Source organism: Aurantiacibacter sp. MUD11 (genome assembly GCF_026967575.1).
Lineage (GTDB): Bacteria > Pseudomonadota > Alphaproteobacteria > Sphingomonadales > Sphingomonadaceae > Alteraurantiacibacter.
The window spans coordinates 2,756,958-2,773,552 of record NZ_CP114054.1; the positions used below are offsets into that span (position 1 = coordinate 2,756,958).

Here is a 16,595-nt window from a genome sequence, read left to right on the forward strand (position 1 = left end):
GGCGGTCCGCCAGCGCGAACACAGCGAAAGCGAGTGCAGACTATGAAACTGAACGACATCCGTGACAATGAAGGCGCCCGCAAGGGCCGGATCCGCGTCGGACGCGGCATCGGCTCGGGCAAGGGCAAGACCGGCGGCCGTGGCCAGAAGGGCCAGAAGAGCCGTTCGGGCGTCTCGATCAACGGCTTCGAAGGCGGCCAGATGCCGCTGCACATGCGCCTGCCGAAGCGTGGCTTCAACAACCCGTTCGGCAAGGACTATGCCGAGGTGAACCTGGGCCAGGTGCAGAAGCTCGTCGACAACAAGAAGCTCGACGCCAAGAAGACCGTCGACCACGAGGCGCTGAAGGCTGCCGGCGTGGCGCGCGGTGGCAAGGACGGCGTTCGCCTCCTCGCCAAGGGCGAGCTGAAGACGAAGCTGACCTTCAAGGTTGCCGGCGCCTCCAAGTCTGCCGTTGCAGCCGTGGAGAAGGCCGGCGGTTCGGTCGAGCAGACCGCGCCGAAGAAAGCCGAAAAAGCTGCCGATTAATCGGATAAAGGGACGCGCGGGTTCGACAACGGGCCTGCGCGTCCCTATCTAGCCTTCCTGAGCCGGGAGGCCCCGGCGTTTGACCAGGACTTGAAAGACATTTCATGGCATCGCGCGCCGACAATATTGCAAGCTCGCTGAGTTTCTCAAACTTCAGCAAGGCCACCGAACTCAAGCAGCGCATCTGGTTCACCATCGGTGCGCTGATCGTGTTCCGCTTCCTCAGCTTCGTTCCGCTGCCCGGCGTGAACCCGCTGATCCTGGAAACGCTGTACGACCAGACGCGCGGCGGCATCCTCGACATGTTCAACATGTTCTCCGGCGGCTCGCTGGAGCGGATGAGCCTGATCGCGCTGGGCGTGATGCCCTATATCACCGCCTCCATCGTCATCCAGCTGGCAGCATCGCTGCACCCGTCGCTGATGGCGCTGAAGAAGGAAGGCGAGGCCGGGCGCAAGAAGCTCAACCAGTATACCCGCTATGGCACGGTGTTCCTGTGCGCGATCCAGGGCTGGTTCCTTGCCTCGGGCCTGGAAGCCTACGGTGCACAGAGCGGCCTGCAGGCTGTCGTCGATCCGGGCGTCATGTTCCGCGTCGTCGCCGTCATCAACCTGGTGGGTGGCACCATGTTCCTGCTGTGGCTGGGTGAACAGATCACCGCTCGCGGCATCGGCAACGGCGTGTCGCTGATCATCATGGCGGGCATCGTCGCCCAGTTCCCGACCTTCACCGCCAACCTGTTCGAAGGCGGCCGCACCGGCTCGATCAGCGGCGTGCTGATTGCCGGCCTGGTGGTCATGGTCATCGTGCTGATCCTGTTCATCTGCTTCATGGAACGGGCGCAGCGTCGCCTGCTGATCCAGTATCCCAAGCGCGCCATGCAGCGCGGGGGCATGCAGGCCGACCGTTCGCACCTGCCGCTGAAGCTGAATACCGCCGGCGTGATCCCGCCGATCTTCGCCAGCTCGCTGCTGCTGCTGCCGCTGACGATTACCCAGTTCGCCGGCAACTCGATCGACACGACCACCGGCAGCGGCCAGTTCATCCAGACGCTGAACCAGTACCTGGCGCACGGGCAGCCGCTGTACATGGCGCTCTATGCCGTCGGCATCATCTTCTTCTGCTTCTTCTACACCGCCGTGGTCTTCAACCCCGAGGACACCGCCGAGAACCTGAAGAAGAATGGCGGCTTCATTCCCGGCATCCGTCCGGGCAAGCGCACCGCCGACTACCTCGACTACGTGCTCACCCGCATCACCGTGGTCGGCGCGATCTACCTGACCGCGGTCTGCGTGATCCCCGAGTACATGATCGCACAGACGGGCCTGCCGCTGTTCCTTGGCGGTACCAGCCTGCTGATCGTCGTGAACGTGACGGTGGACACCATCAGCCAGATCCAGTCGCACCTGTTGGCGCACCAGTATGGCGATCTTATCAAGAAGGCGAAGTTGAAGGGACGCATGCGCTAGTCTAGCGCTTGGGGTTCTTCACAGAGGGGATTCGCGTTTCCATGAACATCATCCTTCTTGGCCCTCCGGGCGCAGGCAAGGGCACGCAGGCCAATCTGCTGGTTGAGCATCACGGCATGCGCCAGCTTTCCACCGGCGACATGCTGCGTGCAGCGGTAAAGGCGGAAACGCCCGTCGGCCTCGAGGCCAAGGCGGTGATGGAACGCGGCGAACTGGTGTCCGACGAGATCGTCTCCGCCCTGATCGATGCCGAACTGGCCGCGATGGGCGATGGCGTGGGCGCCATCTTCGACGGTTATCCGCGCACCGAGGCACAGGCCAGGTCGCTCGACGAAATCCTCGCCAAGCACGACCGCAAGCTCGACCACGTGATCGAACTGGTGGTGGACGAGGAGGCGCTGGTCGACCGTGTCACCGGCCGGTTCACCTGCGCCAAGTGCGGCGAGGGCTACCACGATCGTCACAAGCTGCCGTCCAGCACCGGCGTGTGCGACAAGTGCGGCTCGACCGAGTTCAAGCGGCGTCCCGACGACAACGAGCAAACCGTGCGCACGCGCATGCAGGAATACCGCGCCAAGACCGCGCCGATCCTGCCGTTCTACGAAGAGCGGGGCATCGTCCAGCGGGTCGATGGCATGGCCTCCATCGATGCGGTGACGACGGCGATCGAGAAGGTCTTGGCCTCGGCCTGACGCTCGCGCTATCCCTCTGCCATCAGTGGAGGGTCCATGAACTATCCGACCATCGCGACTTGCGCCGGGGCACTGCTCGCTGCGTCCGCCCCCGTGCATGCCGAAGTGATCGAGAGCGCCAGCGGCGGCTTCGCCACGCGCGACAGCGCGGTGGTGGCAGCTGACCGCGCCACCGTCTGGAATGCGCTGCTGCACCCGGAAAACTGGTGGAGCCACACCTGGTCCGACAACCCCGCCAACCTGCACCTGGAGGCGCGGGCAGGGGGCTGCTTCTGCGAAACGATACCCGCCGCTGATGGCTGGCCCGCCGGATCGGTGGAGCACATGCGGGTGATTTCGGTCATGCCCGGTTCGACACTGCGCATGTCCGGTTCGCTCGGGCCGCTGCAGGCAGAAGGGCTGACCGGCACGCTCACCGTGACGCTTGAAGACGTGGGGGGCGGCACCCGCATCACCTGGGACTACATCACCGGGGGCGAGGCGCGCTTCCCGGTCGCGCAGTTCGGGCCGGTGGTGGACGGCGTGCAGTCGGAATTCCTCGGTGAGCTGGTCGCTCTGCTCGGCGGACCGGTGGAGGAGGGTTAATAGGCGTTTTGACTAGGCCGCGCTGACGGTCTATAAGGTGCCTATCGGAGCAAAAGGCTCCCGCGAGCGACGGCAAGGCCCGTTTGCTCGCTTTCGCCTGTTGACGCGCGGGGTGAATCACCCTATCTGCGCATTCCATTCGTCCATTTGTATCGACAGTAACTGTCTGGCGGCAGCCAATTGCGCGCCAACCGCAGTCTCTTTCATGGCAATCGGGCGGGTTTTTGTAGCGATGAGATAGGGATGGCTTCGGCCTCAAGTCCCTGTGGAGCATGGAGAATTAAGTGGCTCGTATTGCCGGGGTAAATATCCCCACCAATAAGCGCGTTATTGTGGCGCTCACCTACATTCACGGAATCGGTCCCACCACCGCGAAGAAGATCGCCGACAAGCTCGGTATCGATCACTCGCGCCGTGTGCAGGACCTGTCGGACGCCGAAGTCCTGCAGATCCGTGAAACGATCGACGCTGATTACACCGTGGAAGGCGACCTGCGTCGCGACACCGCGATGAACATCAAGCGCCTGATGGACCTGGCCTGCTATCGCGGCCTGCGTCACCGCAAGGGCCTGCCGGTCCGCGGTCAGCGCACCCACACCAACGCTCGTACCCGCAAGGGTAAGGCCAAGCCGATCGCCGGCAAGAAGAAGTAAGCCGGGAACTCCCAGGCTTTTTCCTTCTTAGGTTAAAAAGGAACAGATACGATGGCACGCGAACCAGGCCGCATCCGGCGCCGTGACAAGAAGAACATTTCCAGCGGTGTTGCGCACGTCAACGCCAGCTTCAACAACACCATGATCACCATCACCGACGCGCAGGGCAATGCGATCAGCTGGTCCAGCGCCGGCATGATGGGCTTCAAGGGCAGCCGCAAGTCGACTCCCTATGCCGCGCAGGTCGCCGCTGACGACGCCGGCAAGAAGGCCGCCGAACACGGCGTCCGCACCCTCGAGGTGGAGATCAAGGGACCGGGCTCCGGTCGCGAAAGTGCCCTCCGGGCGCTGCAGGCGGTGGGCTTCACCATCACCAGCATCCGCGACGTGACGCCGATCCCGCACAACGGCGTGCGACCTTCCAAGCGTCGCCGCGTCTGATCGAAGCCTGCCGCGGGGGCATGCCTCCGCAACCAGTCATTCGCATCGGCCGCGGCGTTCCATCGGAACATCGCGGTCTTTGCGCCAGAAAACACCTTTAGGGGAAGTCCATGTCCGTCAATACGAAGAACTGGCAGGAACTGAAGAAGCCCAACACGCTCGAAATCAAGGAAGGCGCTGACAAGAAGCGCAAGGCGACCTTCGTCGCCGAACCGCTCGAGCGTGGCTACGGCCTGACGCTGGGCAACGCCCTGCGCCGCGTCCTCCTCGCCAGCCTTCAGGGCGCTGCGATCACCTCGATCAAGATCGAGAACGTGCTGCACGAGTTCTCCTCGCTCGCCGGCGTGCGCGAGGATGTCACCGACATCGTCCTCAACGTGAAGCAGATCGCGCTGAAGATGGAAGGCGAGGGCCCCAAGCGCCTGCAGCTTTCCGCCACCGGCCCCGCCGAAGTCACCGCCGGTGACATCGCCGTTACCGGCGACATCGAGGTGATGAACAAGGATCTGGTGATCTGCCACCTCGACGAAGGCGCCACGCTCAACATGGAGCTGACCGCCGACACCGGCAAGGGCTACCAGCCTGCCGTGCAGAACCGTCCGGCCGACGCGCCGATCGGCCTGATCCCGGTCGACAGCCTGTTCTCGCCGATCAAGCAGGTGAGCTACAAGGTCGAGAACGCCCGTGTTGGCCAGGAACTGGACTTCGACAAGCTCAGCCTGACCATCGAGACCGACGGCACCGTCACCCCGGAAGATGCGATCGCCTATGCGGCGCGCATCCTGCAGGACCAGCTGACGCTGTTCGTCCACTTCGAGGACGGTATCCCGCAGCCGAGCAGCGCCATGATCGGCGTTGCCGCAGAGCCGCAGGAAAGCGACACCAACCAGCTCAACCGTTACCTGCTCAAGAAGGTCGACGAGCTGGAACTGTCGGTGCGTTCGGCCAACTGCCTCAAGAACGACAACATCATCTACATCGGCGACCTGGTCCAGAAGACCGAAGCCGAGATGCTGCGCACGCCGAACTTCGGCCGCAAGTCGCTCAACGAGATCAAGGAAGTCCTGTCTTCCATGGGTCTGCGTCTCGGCATGGACATCCCCGGATGGCCGCCCGAGAACATCGAAGAAATGGCCAAGAAGCTGGAGCAGGAACTGCTCGGCTAATTGCCGCAAAGGGGCATGGGCCGGACCCCGTTTTCCGGCCTGCACTGGGCTTCCGTAAGACGGGCCCTTTTCGAACTGGAGTATAGAATATGCGTCACGGTATTTCCGGCCGTAAGCTCAGCCGCAAGTCGCAGCACCGCACTGCCATGTTCCGCAACATGGCTGCCGCGCTGATCAAGCACGAGCAGATCCTCACCACCACGGCCAAGGCCAAGGAACTGCGTCCCTACGTCGAGAAGCTGATCACGCTGGCCAAGCGTGGTGGCCTGTCGAACCGTCGCCTGGCGCACAGCCGCCTGATGGACGAGACGCAGGAAAAGAAGCTCTTCGAAGTGCTGGCCGACCGCTACAAGGATCGTGACGGCGGCTACACCCGCATCATCAAGGCCGGCTACCGCGAGAGCGACGCCGCCGCCATCGCCTACATCGAACTCGTCGACCGCGACGAAGAGGCGAAGGGCCAGGACAGCGGCCCGGTGATGACCGAGGACGAATACGAAGACGCCTAAGTCTGCGTGACCATGAACAAGCGAAGGGCCGCCGGAGCAATCCGGTGGCCCTTTTCTTTTGCGCGGTTCGTGGCACAAGGTCGCGCATGATCCGCACCACCATCCTTGCAGCGGCCACGCTGCTCATCGCCGCTCCGGCCACTGCACAGGTTTCGCAGAGCGAGCTCGACGCTACCAACGATCGCGCCATGGCCGCCGGCTACAAGGCGCTGTTCCTGTGCGGCGCTATCGCCAATGCCGAGCGCAACGGGGGAACCCGCGATCCCGATCACGTGGCGCAGTGGGAACTGACCGGCATCCAGGACCCGCTCGACGACATGGTGCGCGAGATGCCGTACGAGATCGTGCGGAGCGAAGGCGGCATCGTGCACTATGTCACCGCCGACTGGTCTGCCGACCTGCCGCCCCGCGTGGCGGTGCACGCGCCGGGGGAGGGGTGCTCGATCCACCCCATCGGATTCGATCCCGCGACCTTGGCGCCGCTTGAAGCTGCCGAGCAGCCGCGGATACGCTCGATCCTGCGGCACAGGCAGAACGTCTCCGACCGGGACCTGGTAAACCGCGCCTTTGACGGAAGTTACGGCGCAGACAGCCGCACCACCGCCATCATCGTTTCCAGCCCCCAGCTGCCGGATGGCCGATTCGAATTCTATGCCGACGGGTTCGGCCCGGAAGTCCCGCAGCGTACTTGGTCGGTCGCCAAGAGCATTGCCGCCACCATCGTCGGCGCGGCGGTGCACCGCGGCGAGGCGGACGTTGTCGACGGCGCCGGGCTGGGCATCGACGACACCGACCCGCGCCGCGCGATCACCATCGATCACGGCCTGCGCATGGCGACCGGGCGTTATTCGGACACGCCGGGCAACCGCACCGATCCGCTCTATTTCGGCGGCGCGACGGTGGACGAGCGGACGGTGAACTGGCCGCTGATGCACGCGCCGGGAACGGTGTTCCGTTATGCCAACAACGATACGCTGATCGCCATCCAGGCCATCGAGGACACCTTCGCGTCCCATCCGCCTGCCGAACTGTTCGACCTTCTGAGAATGCGCCACACTGTCGCCGAGACCGACTGGCAGGGCAATTACATCCTCTCCAGCCAGGTGTGGGCGACCGCGCGTGACCTGGTTCGGCTCGGCCAGCTCCACCTCAACGACGGCGTCTTGCCCAATGGTACGCGCGTGCTGCCCGAAGGCTGGGTGCAATATGTCTCCGATCCCAGCGGTCCGCAGCCTGACGGTGCGTGGGGCTATGGCGCGGGCTGGTGGACCATGCGCGGCATGGAGGGCATCCCGGACGACGCCTTCGCCGCGCGCGGCAATCGGGGGCAGTACATTGTCGTCATCCCGTCGGAAGACCTGGTGATCGTCAGGCGTGGGGAAGACCCGGCGGGCGGCTCCGGCTTCGACATCGCTGCCTTCACCCGCGACGTGCTGGTGTCGCTGGAAAACTAGTCCTTCGTCCGCATTGAATTTGCTGCGTCCTCTTCCCAATTAGCACATGAAAACAAACTGCTAATTCGAGGTCGCATGTCTCGCCAACTTATCGCAGCCGCTGCGGCGCTTGCCGCTGCCGCCATTCCCGCTAGTGCCCAGGACATGACTGCACCTGACTATCCCGAAACCCGCCGGGGCGACGTCGTCGAGACGTACTTCGGAGAGGAAGTGGCCGATCCCTATCGCTGGCTGGAAGAGGACGTCCGCAACAGCGAAGAGGTGGCCGAGTGGGTGGAAGCGCAGAACGCCGTCACCCACGCCTATCTCGACGCGCTGCCGGCGCGCGACTGGTTCACCCAGCGCATTGGCGAGCTCTACGATTTCCAACGCTTCTCGGTGCCCGTAGAGCGCGGCGGGCGCTATTTCTACACTGGCAACTCGGGCCTGCAGAACCAGTCGCCGCTCTATGTGCGCGACAGCTTGGAAGCCGAGCCGCGCCTGCTGATCGATCCCAACGAGTGGGCCGACGACGGCGCCACCGCGCTGTCCGGCTGGGTGCCGTCGCCCGACGGTTCCAAGCTGCTCTACTCCGTGCAGGATGGCGGCACCGACTGGCGCATCCTGCGGGTGCTGGATGTCGATACCGGCGAACAGATCGGCGGCGAGATCCGCTGGGCCAAGTTCACCTCGCTCGCTTGGGTGGGTGAGGAAGGTTTCCTCTATTCGCGTTTCCCCGAACCGGAGGAGGGCGAGGACTTCCAGGCGTTGAACATGGACCAGGCGGTCTATTACCACGCGCTGGGCAGCGCGCAGGCCGATGACCAGCTGGTCTTCGCGACGCCCGACTTCCCCGAACGCAACCACACCGCGCAGACCACCACCGATGGCCGCTGGGCAATCGTTTCCTCCTCCACCGGCACCGACGCCCGTTACGAGGTGCACGTGATCGACCTTGCCGCTGGCTGGGGCGCCCGCCCGCTGGTCACCGGTTTCGAGGACAGCTGGGGCATCATCGACTCGGTCGGTTCCCGCCTGTTCTTCACCACCAACAAGGATGCGCCGCTCTACCGCGTCATCTCGATCGACATGGACAATGTCGAGGCTGGCTGGACCGAGGTGATCGCCGAACGCGAACAGCCGATTGCCGACGCCTCGCTGGTCGGCGGTCACCTGGTGATCGAATACCTCGAGGACGCGTCCTCCGCCGCCTATGTTCACACGCTGGACGGCGAGCTGGTGCGCGAGATTGAGTTCGCCGGTATCGGCAGCGCCAGCGGTTTCCATGGCAATCCGGATAGCCCGGAGATGTTCTACAGCTTCTCCAGCTTCAACCGCCCGGCCACCATCTATCGCTACGATGTCGCCGGCGGTGACAGCAGCGTGTTCGCCGAGCCGGAGCTGGCCTTCAATCCCGATGACTTCGTTGTCGAACAGCGCTTCTACGAGAGCAGGGACGGCACCCGCGTGCCTATGTTCATCGTGCGTCGCGCCGATGTTGCCGCCAGCGGCGAGGCCGTGCCCACCTTGCTTTATGGCTATGGCGGCTTCGACGTCTCGCTCACTCCCGGCTTCTCCGCCAGCCGCCTGGCATGGGTGGAAGCGGGAGGTGCCTTTGCGCTCGCCAACATTCGGGGCGGTGGCGAATACGGTAAGGCGTGGCACGATGGCGGGCGCCGCGCGAACAAGCAGAACGTGTTTGACGATTTCATCGCTGCCGGCGAATTCCTGATCGCCGAGGGTGTGACGCCGGAAGGCGGCCTCGCCATCCAGGGCGGCTCCAACGGCGGTCTGCTGGTGGGCGCGGTTGTGAACCAGCGCCCGGACCTGTTCGCTGCCGGCAACGCCGCCGTGGGCGTGATGGACATGCTGCGCTTCGACCAGTGGACGGCGGGCCGCTACTGGGTGGACGACTACGGCTATCCGGACCGCGAGGAAGACTGGCGCATCTTGCGGGCCTATTCCCCGCTGCACAACATCCGGCCCGATACGGATTATCCGGCCCTGCTGGTGACCACTGCCGATACGGATGACCGTGTGGTGCCCGGACACAGCTTCAAGTACACCGCCGCCTTGCAGGCGGAGGAGCTGGGAGAGCGTCCGCAACTGATCCGGATCGAGACCCGCGCGGGCCATGGTTCGGGCAAGCCGACCGACAAGCAGATCGCCGAAGCATCTGACATTGCGGCATTTCTTGCTTATTGGACCGGGCTGCAACCGGGCGAGTAAGGTTGTTCAGGTAAAATACGACTTTTATGAACATTGGCTAACGCGCGAGTTCAGCGTCACCTCACCGCGACTCGCCTAGACCCCTTCTCACAGGTGGCAATTCCGTCACCGGGACGAGAAGGAGAAGCCTCATGAAGTCCATTACCAAAGCCTTCGCCAAGGGCACGCTTGCAACCGTCGCGGCTGGCGCGATGGCCGTGGCCTCGGCGTCTCCCGCAGCCGCACAGGATCGCCACCGCGACCGTGACCGCGACGGCATTTCCGCCGGTGAAGTGATTGCCGGTGCCGTGGTCCTGGGTGGCCTGGCCGCCATCATCGCCTCGGCCGACAATGACCGCTACCATCGTGACTACCGCTATGACCGTCGCGGCTACCGCGGCGACTATCGCGACTATCGCGGCGATTATCGCGGTGGCTATGGCTATTCGAGCCGCGATGCCGTCGAGATGTGCGTCCGCGCCGTGGAACGCTATGCGCAGCGCCGTTCGGGCAGCCGCGCAGAGGTCTACGAAATCCGCGATGTCGACCGTGAACGGCGTGGCTACGAAGTCGAAGGCCGTCTCGCCGTCCGTGAAGGCTGGGGCCGGCACGACCGGCGCGGCTGGGGCCGCCACGACTACCGTCGCGGCTATCGCAACGACGGTTGGGACGAAGGCCGCTTCAAGTGCGATGTCCGTCGCGGTCGGGTAGTCGACGTCGATGTTCGCGGCATCCGCGGGCTTTGATCGCCAACCCTAAACCACGAACCAGGGCGGTTCAGGCTGAAGTCAGTCTGGACCGCCTAGTCCTATCTGCAACCCAAGGGGGATCGACATGGCATTCCACCCATCCAGACTAGCCAGCGCCGCCGCCATGGCCGCCGCGCTTTCCATGGCCGCAACGCCGGCCGCCGCTGCCGAGCTGCCGCATATCGCCATCGGCGATGCCCAGGTGCAGACCGGCGATGCGGGTGAGCTGAACAACCACCGCTACCGCCGCTATCGCCACCGCCGTGATCGCGGCATCGATGCCGGCGATGTCGTGGCCGGTGTCGTGGTGCTGGGCGCACTTGCCGCCATCATCGGTTCCTCGCGCAGCCGCGACCGGGATCGCGACCGCGACTATCGCCGCGAAGACGCACGTTACGACCGCCGTGACCGCGGCTACGAGAGCCGGGGCGTCGAGAGTGCGGTCGACATGTGTATCGACCAGGTCGAATATCGCGACAACCGCGTCGAGAGCGTCGACCAGGCCAATCGGGATACCTCTGGCTGGAACGTCAGCGGCCGGCTCGACAATGGCGAGCGCTGGTCCTGCTGGATCGACAACGGCGGGGAAATCCGCCGGATCGACTATGGCGAGGTAGACTACTCGCAGGTTCCGGGCGCAGCCGCGCCGGGGGCGTCACAGGGCCAGCTGAGCGATGCCGCCTACGCCCGCGCCCGCGCCACCACCACCACGCCCGCCGATCAGGGCTACAGCTATCCTGACACACCCACCGCGCCTGCCGCAGGCGATCCGCGCCCGGCCTATCCGGGCGGCCCGCTGCCGGGCGAGGAAGGCTACGATGCGAACTGGCAGGTCGATGGCGACCTGGAGGGCGACAGCACTTGGGAAGGCGATGGTCGCTACAGCACCGCCGAAGCTCCCGATTTCCGCGAAAGCTAGTCGCTGACCTCTCTCGCATAGGCGGGCAGCTCGATCTGCCAGACCATGGCTGCACCGCGCAGGGCGAAACCTGCCGCAGCGGCCACTGCCATGGCGATGGCTTGCGTTATGCCGAGCAGGATCAATCCCGCGCATAGCGAGGCAGACAGCGCGGCGGCGGTGACGTAAAGCTCGGGCCGCATCAGGATGGAAGGCACGCCGGCGATTACGTCGCGGATGATGCCGCCCACGCAGCCAGTGACGATGCCAAGGATGATCGCCGCCAGCGGAGCGACGTCGAAGGCCAGCGCCTTGGCCACCCCCAGCGCGCTGAACAGTGCCAGCCCCAGCGCGTCGGCCCATTCCAGCCAGCTGCCTTCCCACCACTTGCGCGGGGTGAACCAGGCCACCAGCGCCACCCCCAGGATCACCGGTGCGACCCAGAAATCGCGCAGCCAGAAGGCCGGCGTGCCGAGCAGGGCATCGCGGACCGAACCGCCGCCGACCCCGGTCAGCAGGGCAAAGAAGGCGCAGGTCACGAAGGTCTGGTTGAGCCGCGCCGCCATCAGCGCGCCGGACAGCGCGAAGACAGCCGTGCCGCCAAGGTCGAGGAAGGGCGGCAGCACCGGGCCGGTGATGCCGGCGCCGATCATGCCTTCACCTTGGCCTTGCGGCGGCGGAACATCAGCACGCAGCCCAGCAGCGAACCGATCACGCCCAGCGCGGCGAACAGGATCAGGATCGGGTGGCTGGTATCCTCGCGCGTTTCCAAGTCCATGATGTGCAGGCCCCACATGAAATCGAATACCCGCCACCAGCCGCTGCGCACGGCCAGCACTTCGCCGGTCTGCGTGTGGATGTAGATGTGCGTGTCGTCGGCAAAGCGCGCCTGCCACGAATTGACCGGTGTACGCAGGTCCATCGGCGCGGCATCTGCCGGGAAATAGGTGATCGCCTCCAGCGCGGCGTCGCCGGCATAGGCGGCCTCGGCAATCGAGCGGGCGTGGTCTTCGCTCACCGGATTGTAGAGGCGGCCGTCCTCGGGCGAATAGCGGAAGCGGCCGCCATCTTCCTCGATCACGATCCAGCCCGGCCCGTCGGGAAAGCTCTGCAAGGTTACGCTTTGCACCGGGCCGGTCAGTTGCGGCATAACCAGCGCGCCGGTTTCCACCGCGGGCAGTTCCGCGCGCAGGTGGTTGCCGCGGACATATTCGATCGGGTGCCACACCATGATGAGGCCGGTGACGGTCCACATCAGGATGGGGAAGCCGACCAGCCAGCCGAGCCAGATGTGCCACTTGGCGAACAGGCGCATGAATTTCTGATGGGACATGACGGAGGCCTAACGGCTGAATGCGCTTGCGACTAGTCGGTGGCGAATAGTTTCGACCTGTCGGCAAAGGCCTTCATCTCGATGGCATTGCCGCTGGGATCGCGGAAGAACATGGTCGCCTGTTCGCCCGGCTCACCCTTGAAACGGATGTACGGCTTGATGTCGAACTCCACGCCTTTGGCGATCAGGCGGTCGGCCAGTTCCTGCCACTGGTCCATGTCCAGCACGATGCCGAAATGCGGCACCGGCACATCGTGGCCGTCGACCGGGTTGGTGCCGTGGCCGGCCTTGGCGACGATGGAGGGCGCCTGATGCGCCACGATCTGGTGGCCGTAGAAATCGAAGTCGCACCAGTCGTCGCTGCTGCGGCCTTCGGGACAGCCCATCACGTCACCCCAGAACTCGCGCGCGGCCTGCAGGTTGTCGACGGGAAAGGCGAGGTGGAAGGGGGAAAGCGTCATCGTTGCGGTATCCTGTGTAGTCCAAGGGCAAGGCCGAAGCCTGCGATCGGTGCCGCACCATAGCCGATCAGCGGCATCGGGTAATGCGACATCATGGCAATCGCCACGAAACCGAACAAGGCGCCGGCAAGGGCAAAGCGGCTCTCGCGCGACATCGGCGCGGCAAAGGTGAGCAGTGCAAAGCCTGCGGCAAGGCTGAGCGCCAGTGCGAGGCCGACGAACAGGCTCTGCGAAAAGCTGTCGATGAACACGCGCTCGACGAAGGGCTGGGGCGGCAGTTCGCCCACCAGCGACATCATTACCGAGGCGACGAATCCGACGATGGCGGTGACGCCGACCTTCCAGTCCTTGGTCACGTGGTGGATGCCGATGGCGGCGAAGGTGAGCGCGAAACCGCTGCCCGCATCGGGTTGCAGCAAGGCGATGAACAGGCCTGCCAGCAGGATCGGTGCCGCCAGCAAGCGGTTGCGCGCCGCCAGCAGGACGAGCGAGGGCACGACGAACATGCCGACATGCAGGTTGATCGCGCCCATGGGGAACCAGCGCACCACGCGGTCGCCGGTGACGGAAGTCATTTCCGGCCCGACGGCGAGCGGACTGAGCATGATCACCAGCAGCGTGGCGAGCAGCATGTGGCGGCTGAGCGCGGTATGCGGCCCGCGTCCGACCAGCATCCAGCCGCAGGCGCCTGCCAGCACGGCGAGATTGGTGGTGGCATAATGCGCGGGCGCTCCGCTGGCGGCCATCCATGCCGCCCCGGCAAGGGTGGGCACGGCCATGGCGGCCAGCGCCGGCAGTCGCTCGCGCATGGACGGCATGTCAGCGCCGCCCCTTCATCAGATGTGGATCGGCTTGCCCTGCACGCCCATCGCCGCTTCCTTCAGCGCTTCCGAATGGGTCGGGTGCGCGTGGCAGGTGTAGGCGATGTCTTCCGAAGTGGCGCCGAATTCCATGGCGAGCGCGGCCTCGGCAATCATCGTGCCGGCGACGCTGGCGATGGCCCAGATGCCCAGTACGCGGTCCGTTTCCGCATCGGCGATCACCTTTACGAAGCCGTCCGGCTCGTGATTGGTCTTGGCGCGGCTGTTGGCCATCATCGGGAACTTGCTGGTCTTGACCGAGCCCTTTTCCTTGGCCTGGGCCTCGGTCAGGCCGACGCCGGCGATTTCGGGCCAAGTGTAGACGACGCTGGGGATCACATCGTGGTTCACGATGCCGGTTTCGCCGGCGATCCATTCGGCGACCGCGATGCCTTCATCCTCGGCCTTGTGGGCCAGCATGGGGCCGGGCACCACGTCACCGATGGCACGCACGCCGTCGACACTGGTGCGGAATTCGTGGTCGATCTCGATCTGGCCGCGCTGGTTGGTCTCCAGCCCGATGTTCTCCAGCCCCAGGCCTTCGGTATTGGGCTTGCGGCCGATGGAAACGAGTACGCAATCGGCCTTCAGCTCCTCGGCATCGCCGCCCTTGGCCGGTTCCATGGTCAGCGTGGCGGTCTTGCCCTTGACCTTGCAGCCGGTGACCTTGGTGCCGAGCTTGAACTCGATACCCTGCTTCTTGAAGATCTTGCGGGCCTCCTTGCGGATATCGTCATCCATGCCCGGCAGGATCTCGTCGAGGAATTCGACGCAGGTGACCTTGGCGCCCAGGCGGCGCCACACGCTGCCCAGTTCCAGCCCGATCACGCCGCCGCCGATGACGACCATGTGCTTGGGCACGGCAGGCAGTTCCAGCGCGCCGGTGGAATCGACCACCACGCCCTTGGCATTGTCGACTTCGACGCCGGGCAGGGGAGTGACGCTGGAACCGGTGGCGATGACCACTTCCTTCGCCGTCACTTTCTCGCCTGCGATTTCGACGGTGTGGGCATCCACGAACTTGGCGTGGCCCTTCTTCCAGTCGACCTTGTTCTTCTTGAACAGGAACTCGATGCCCTTGGTCAGGCCGCCGACAGCATCGATGCGCTGGCCGTGCATCTTCTCGAGGTTCAGCTTCGGCGTCACCTCGATGCCCATGTCGGCCATCGCGCCATTGGCGGCAGCATCGAAGTATTCCGAAGCGTGCAACATGGCCTTGGAGGGAATGCAGCCGACGTTGAGGCAGGTGCCGCCCAGCGTCTCGCGGCTCTCCGCGCAAGCCACCTTCAGGCCCAGCTGCGCGGCGCGGATCGCGGCGACATAACCGCCGGGGCCGGCACCGATGATGAGGACGTCGTAGTCGTATTCAGCCATTTCCAATACCTCAGAGGTCGATCAGCATCCGCATCGGATCTTCGATCGCTTCCTTCATGATCTTGAGTGCGGTCACGGCCTCGCGACCGTCGATGATGCGGTGGTCGTAGCTCAGCGCCAGGTACATCATCGGGCGGATCACCACCTCGCCGTTCACGGCGACGGGGCGGTCCTCGATGCGGTGCAGGCCCAGCACGGCGGACTGCGGCGGGTTGATGATCGGGGTCGACATCAGCGATCCGAACACGCCGCCGTTGGAGATGGTGAAGGTGCCGCCCTGCATGTCTTCCATGGTCAGCGTGCCTTCCTTGGCGCGCTTGCCGAAGTCGGCGATGGCCAGCTCGATCTCGGCGAAGCTCATCTGGTCGATGGAGCGGACCACCGGCACCACCAGGCCGTTGGGGGCCGATACCGCCACCGACAGGTCGACATAGTCGTGGTACACGATCTCGTCGCCGTCGATGTAGGCGTTGACGGCGGGCACGTCCTTCAGCGCCAGCGCGGCGGCCTTGGCGAAGAAGCTCATGAAGCCGAGCTTGATGCCGTGCTTCTTGGCGAATAGGTCCTTGTAGGCTTCGCGCGCCTCGATCACGGCGGTCATGTCGCAATCGTTGAAGGTGGTCAGCAGCGCGGCGTTTTCCTGTGCGCCCTTCAGCCGCTTGGCGATGGTCTGGCGCATGCGCGTCATCTTGACGCGCTCCTCGCGGCGCTCGCCCTTGGCCGCGGCGGGAGCCGGCGCAGCGGCTGCGGCGGGAGCTGCGGCAGGGGCGCTGCCACCGGCGTCCTTGGCCTTGGCTGCGGCCAGCACGTCTTCCTTGGTCAGGCGGCCGTCCTTGCCGGTGCCCTTGATCGTGGTGGGATCGACGCCGTGTTCCAGCACCGCGCGGCGCACGGCGGGCGACATGGTGACGGAGCCGTCGGTCGCGGCAGGCGCTTCGGCCTTGGTCTCCGTAGCGGGCTCGGCCTTGGCCTTGGCGGGCGCGGCTGCAGCCGTGGCGCCTTCCTCGACCCTGGCGATGATCGCGCCGACTTCGACGGTGGCGCCCAGCTCGACGGTCAGCTCGGAAATCACCCCGGCGACGGGCGAGGGCACTTCGACCGCCACCTTGTCGGTTTCGAGGCTGGCAATCGGCTCGTCCGCTTCCACGGCATCGCCGACGTTCTTCAGCCATTCGCCGACGGTGGCTTCGGTGACCGACTCACCAAGGGTGGGGACTTTGACTTCGGTGGCCATAA

At 65.0% G+C, this 16,595-nt stretch carries 18 protein-coding genes; 12 read left to right on the forward strand and 6 right to left on the reverse strand.

Going from position 1 to position 16,595, the window contains the following annotated elements; genetic code table 11:
• Nucleotides 1-42 precede the first annotated feature (42 nt).
• From rplO to OZN62_RS13825, 12 genes are all read left to right on the forward strand, one after another.
• Nucleotides 43-528 (forward strand): 50S ribosomal protein L15, encoded by a 486-nt coding sequence (rplO, locus tag OZN62_RS13770; protein WP_269100495.1) that lies wholly within the window; start codon nt 43-45, stop codon nt 526-528.
• A 104-nt stretch (nt 529-632) separates the two neighbouring features.
• On the forward strand, nt 633-1,997 hold the full coding sequence (secY, locus tag OZN62_RS13775; protein ID WP_269100497.1) for a preprotein translocase subunit SecY: 1,365 nt from the start codon (nt 633-635) through the stop codon (nt 1,995-1,997).
• 41 nt (nt 1,998-2,038) lie between these two features.
• Nucleotides 2,039-2,689, forward strand: coding sequence for an adenylate kinase (locus tag OZN62_RS13780; RefSeq protein WP_269100500.1), 651 nt, complete (start codon nt 2,039-2,041; stop codon nt 2,687-2,689).
• A gap of 36 nt (nt 2,690-2,725) precedes the next feature.
• Nucleotides 2,726-3,274, forward strand: coding sequence for an SRPBCC family protein (locus OZN62_RS13785; RefSeq protein WP_269100501.1), 549 nt, complete (start codon nt 2,726-2,728; stop codon nt 3,272-3,274).
• Nucleotides 3,275-3,558: 284 nt separating this feature from the next.
• Entirely contained in the window at nt 3,559-3,927 is a 369-nt protein-coding gene (gene rpsM, locus OZN62_RS13790; protein ID WP_269100502.1) for a 30S ribosomal protein S13, read from the forward strand.
• Between the two features lie 51 nt (nt 3,928-3,978).
• On the forward strand, nt 3,979-4,368 hold the full coding sequence (rpsK, locus tag OZN62_RS13795; protein WP_047003266.1) for a 30S ribosomal protein S11: 390 nt from the start codon (nt 3,979-3,981) through the stop codon (nt 4,366-4,368).
• Nucleotides 4,369-4,478: 110 nt separating this feature from the next.
• The gene (locus OZN62_RS13800) at nt 4,479-5,534 is read left to right on the forward strand and encodes a DNA-directed RNA polymerase subunit alpha (RefSeq protein WP_269100503.1); all 1,056 of its coding nucleotides are present in this window, start codon (nt 4,479-4,481) and stop codon (nt 5,532-5,534) included.
• Between the two features lie 89 nt (nt 5,535-5,623).
• Nucleotides 5,624-6,043 carry a 50S ribosomal protein L17 gene (rplQ, locus tag OZN62_RS13805; RefSeq protein ID WP_269100504.1) on the forward strand — a complete coding sequence of 140 codons (420 nt, stop codon included), beginning with the start codon at nt 5,624-5,626 and terminating at the stop codon, nt 6,041-6,043.
• A gap of 86 nt (nt 6,044-6,129) precedes the next feature.
• A complete protein-coding gene (locus OZN62_RS13810) occupies nt 6,130-7,497 on the forward strand; it encodes a serine hydrolase domain-containing protein (protein ID WP_269100505.1) in 1,368 nt (455 codons plus the stop codon).
• Nucleotides 7,498-7,641: 144 nt separating this feature from the next.
• Nucleotides 7,642-9,705 carry a prolyl oligopeptidase family serine peptidase gene (locus OZN62_RS13815; RefSeq protein WP_269100506.1) on the forward strand — a complete coding sequence of 688 codons (2,064 nt, stop codon included), beginning with the start codon at nt 7,642-7,644 and terminating at the stop codon, nt 9,703-9,705.
• A gap of 131 nt (nt 9,706-9,836) precedes the next feature.
• Nucleotides 9,837-10,430, forward strand: coding sequence for a hypothetical protein (locus OZN62_RS13820; protein ID WP_269100507.1), 594 nt, complete (start codon nt 9,837-9,839; stop codon nt 10,428-10,430).
• Between the two features lie 88 nt (nt 10,431-10,518).
• Nucleotides 10,519-11,352 (forward strand): hypothetical protein, encoded by an 834-nt coding sequence (locus tag OZN62_RS13825; RefSeq protein ID WP_269100508.1) that lies wholly within the window; start codon nt 10,519-10,521, stop codon nt 11,350-11,352.
• On the opposite strand, the gene OZN62_RS13830 is transcribed toward OZN62_RS13825, so the two are convergent.
• From OZN62_RS13830 to odhB, 6 genes are read right to left on the reverse strand one after another with little or no spacing between them, the layout of a single operon-like run.
• Nucleotides 11,349-11,984, reverse strand: coding sequence for a trimeric intracellular cation channel family protein (locus tag OZN62_RS13830; RefSeq protein WP_269100509.1), 636 nt, complete (start codon nt 11,982-11,984; stop codon nt 11,349-11,351). The genes OZN62_RS13825 and OZN62_RS13830 overlap by 4 nt on opposite strands.
• Nucleotides 11,981-12,664: a PepSY domain-containing protein gene (locus OZN62_RS13835; protein ID WP_269100511.1), complete on the reverse strand. Its 684-nt coding sequence runs from the start codon at nt 12,662-12,664 to the stop codon at nt 11,981-11,983. Before OZN62_RS13835 ends, OZN62_RS13830 begins: the two co-directional genes overlap by 4 nt.
• A 32-nt stretch (nt 12,665-12,696) precedes the next feature.
• Nucleotides 12,697-13,125: a VOC family protein gene (locus OZN62_RS13840; RefSeq protein ID WP_269100512.1), complete on the reverse strand. Its 429-nt coding sequence runs from the start codon at nt 13,123-13,125 to the stop codon at nt 12,697-12,699.
• Nucleotides 13,122-13,943, reverse strand: a complete 822-nt coding sequence (locus tag OZN62_RS13845; protein ID WP_269100513.1) for a hypothetical protein — start codon at nt 13,941-13,943, stop codon at nt 13,122-13,124. Before OZN62_RS13845 ends, OZN62_RS13840 begins: the two co-directional genes overlap by 4 nt.
• A gap of 18 nt (nt 13,944-13,961) precedes the next feature.
• Nucleotides 13,962-15,359, reverse strand: a complete 1,398-nt coding sequence (gene lpdA, locus OZN62_RS13850) for a dihydrolipoyl dehydrogenase (protein ID WP_269100514.1) — start codon at nt 15,357-15,359, stop codon at nt 13,962-13,964.
• A gap of 10 nt (nt 15,360-15,369) precedes the next feature.
• A complete protein-coding gene (gene odhB / locus OZN62_RS13855) occupies nt 15,370-16,593 on the reverse strand; it encodes a 2-oxoglutarate dehydrogenase complex dihydrolipoyllysine-residue succinyltransferase (protein ID WP_269100515.1) in 1,224 nt (407 codons plus the stop codon).
• Nucleotides 16,594-16,595: the final 2 nt, after the last annotated feature.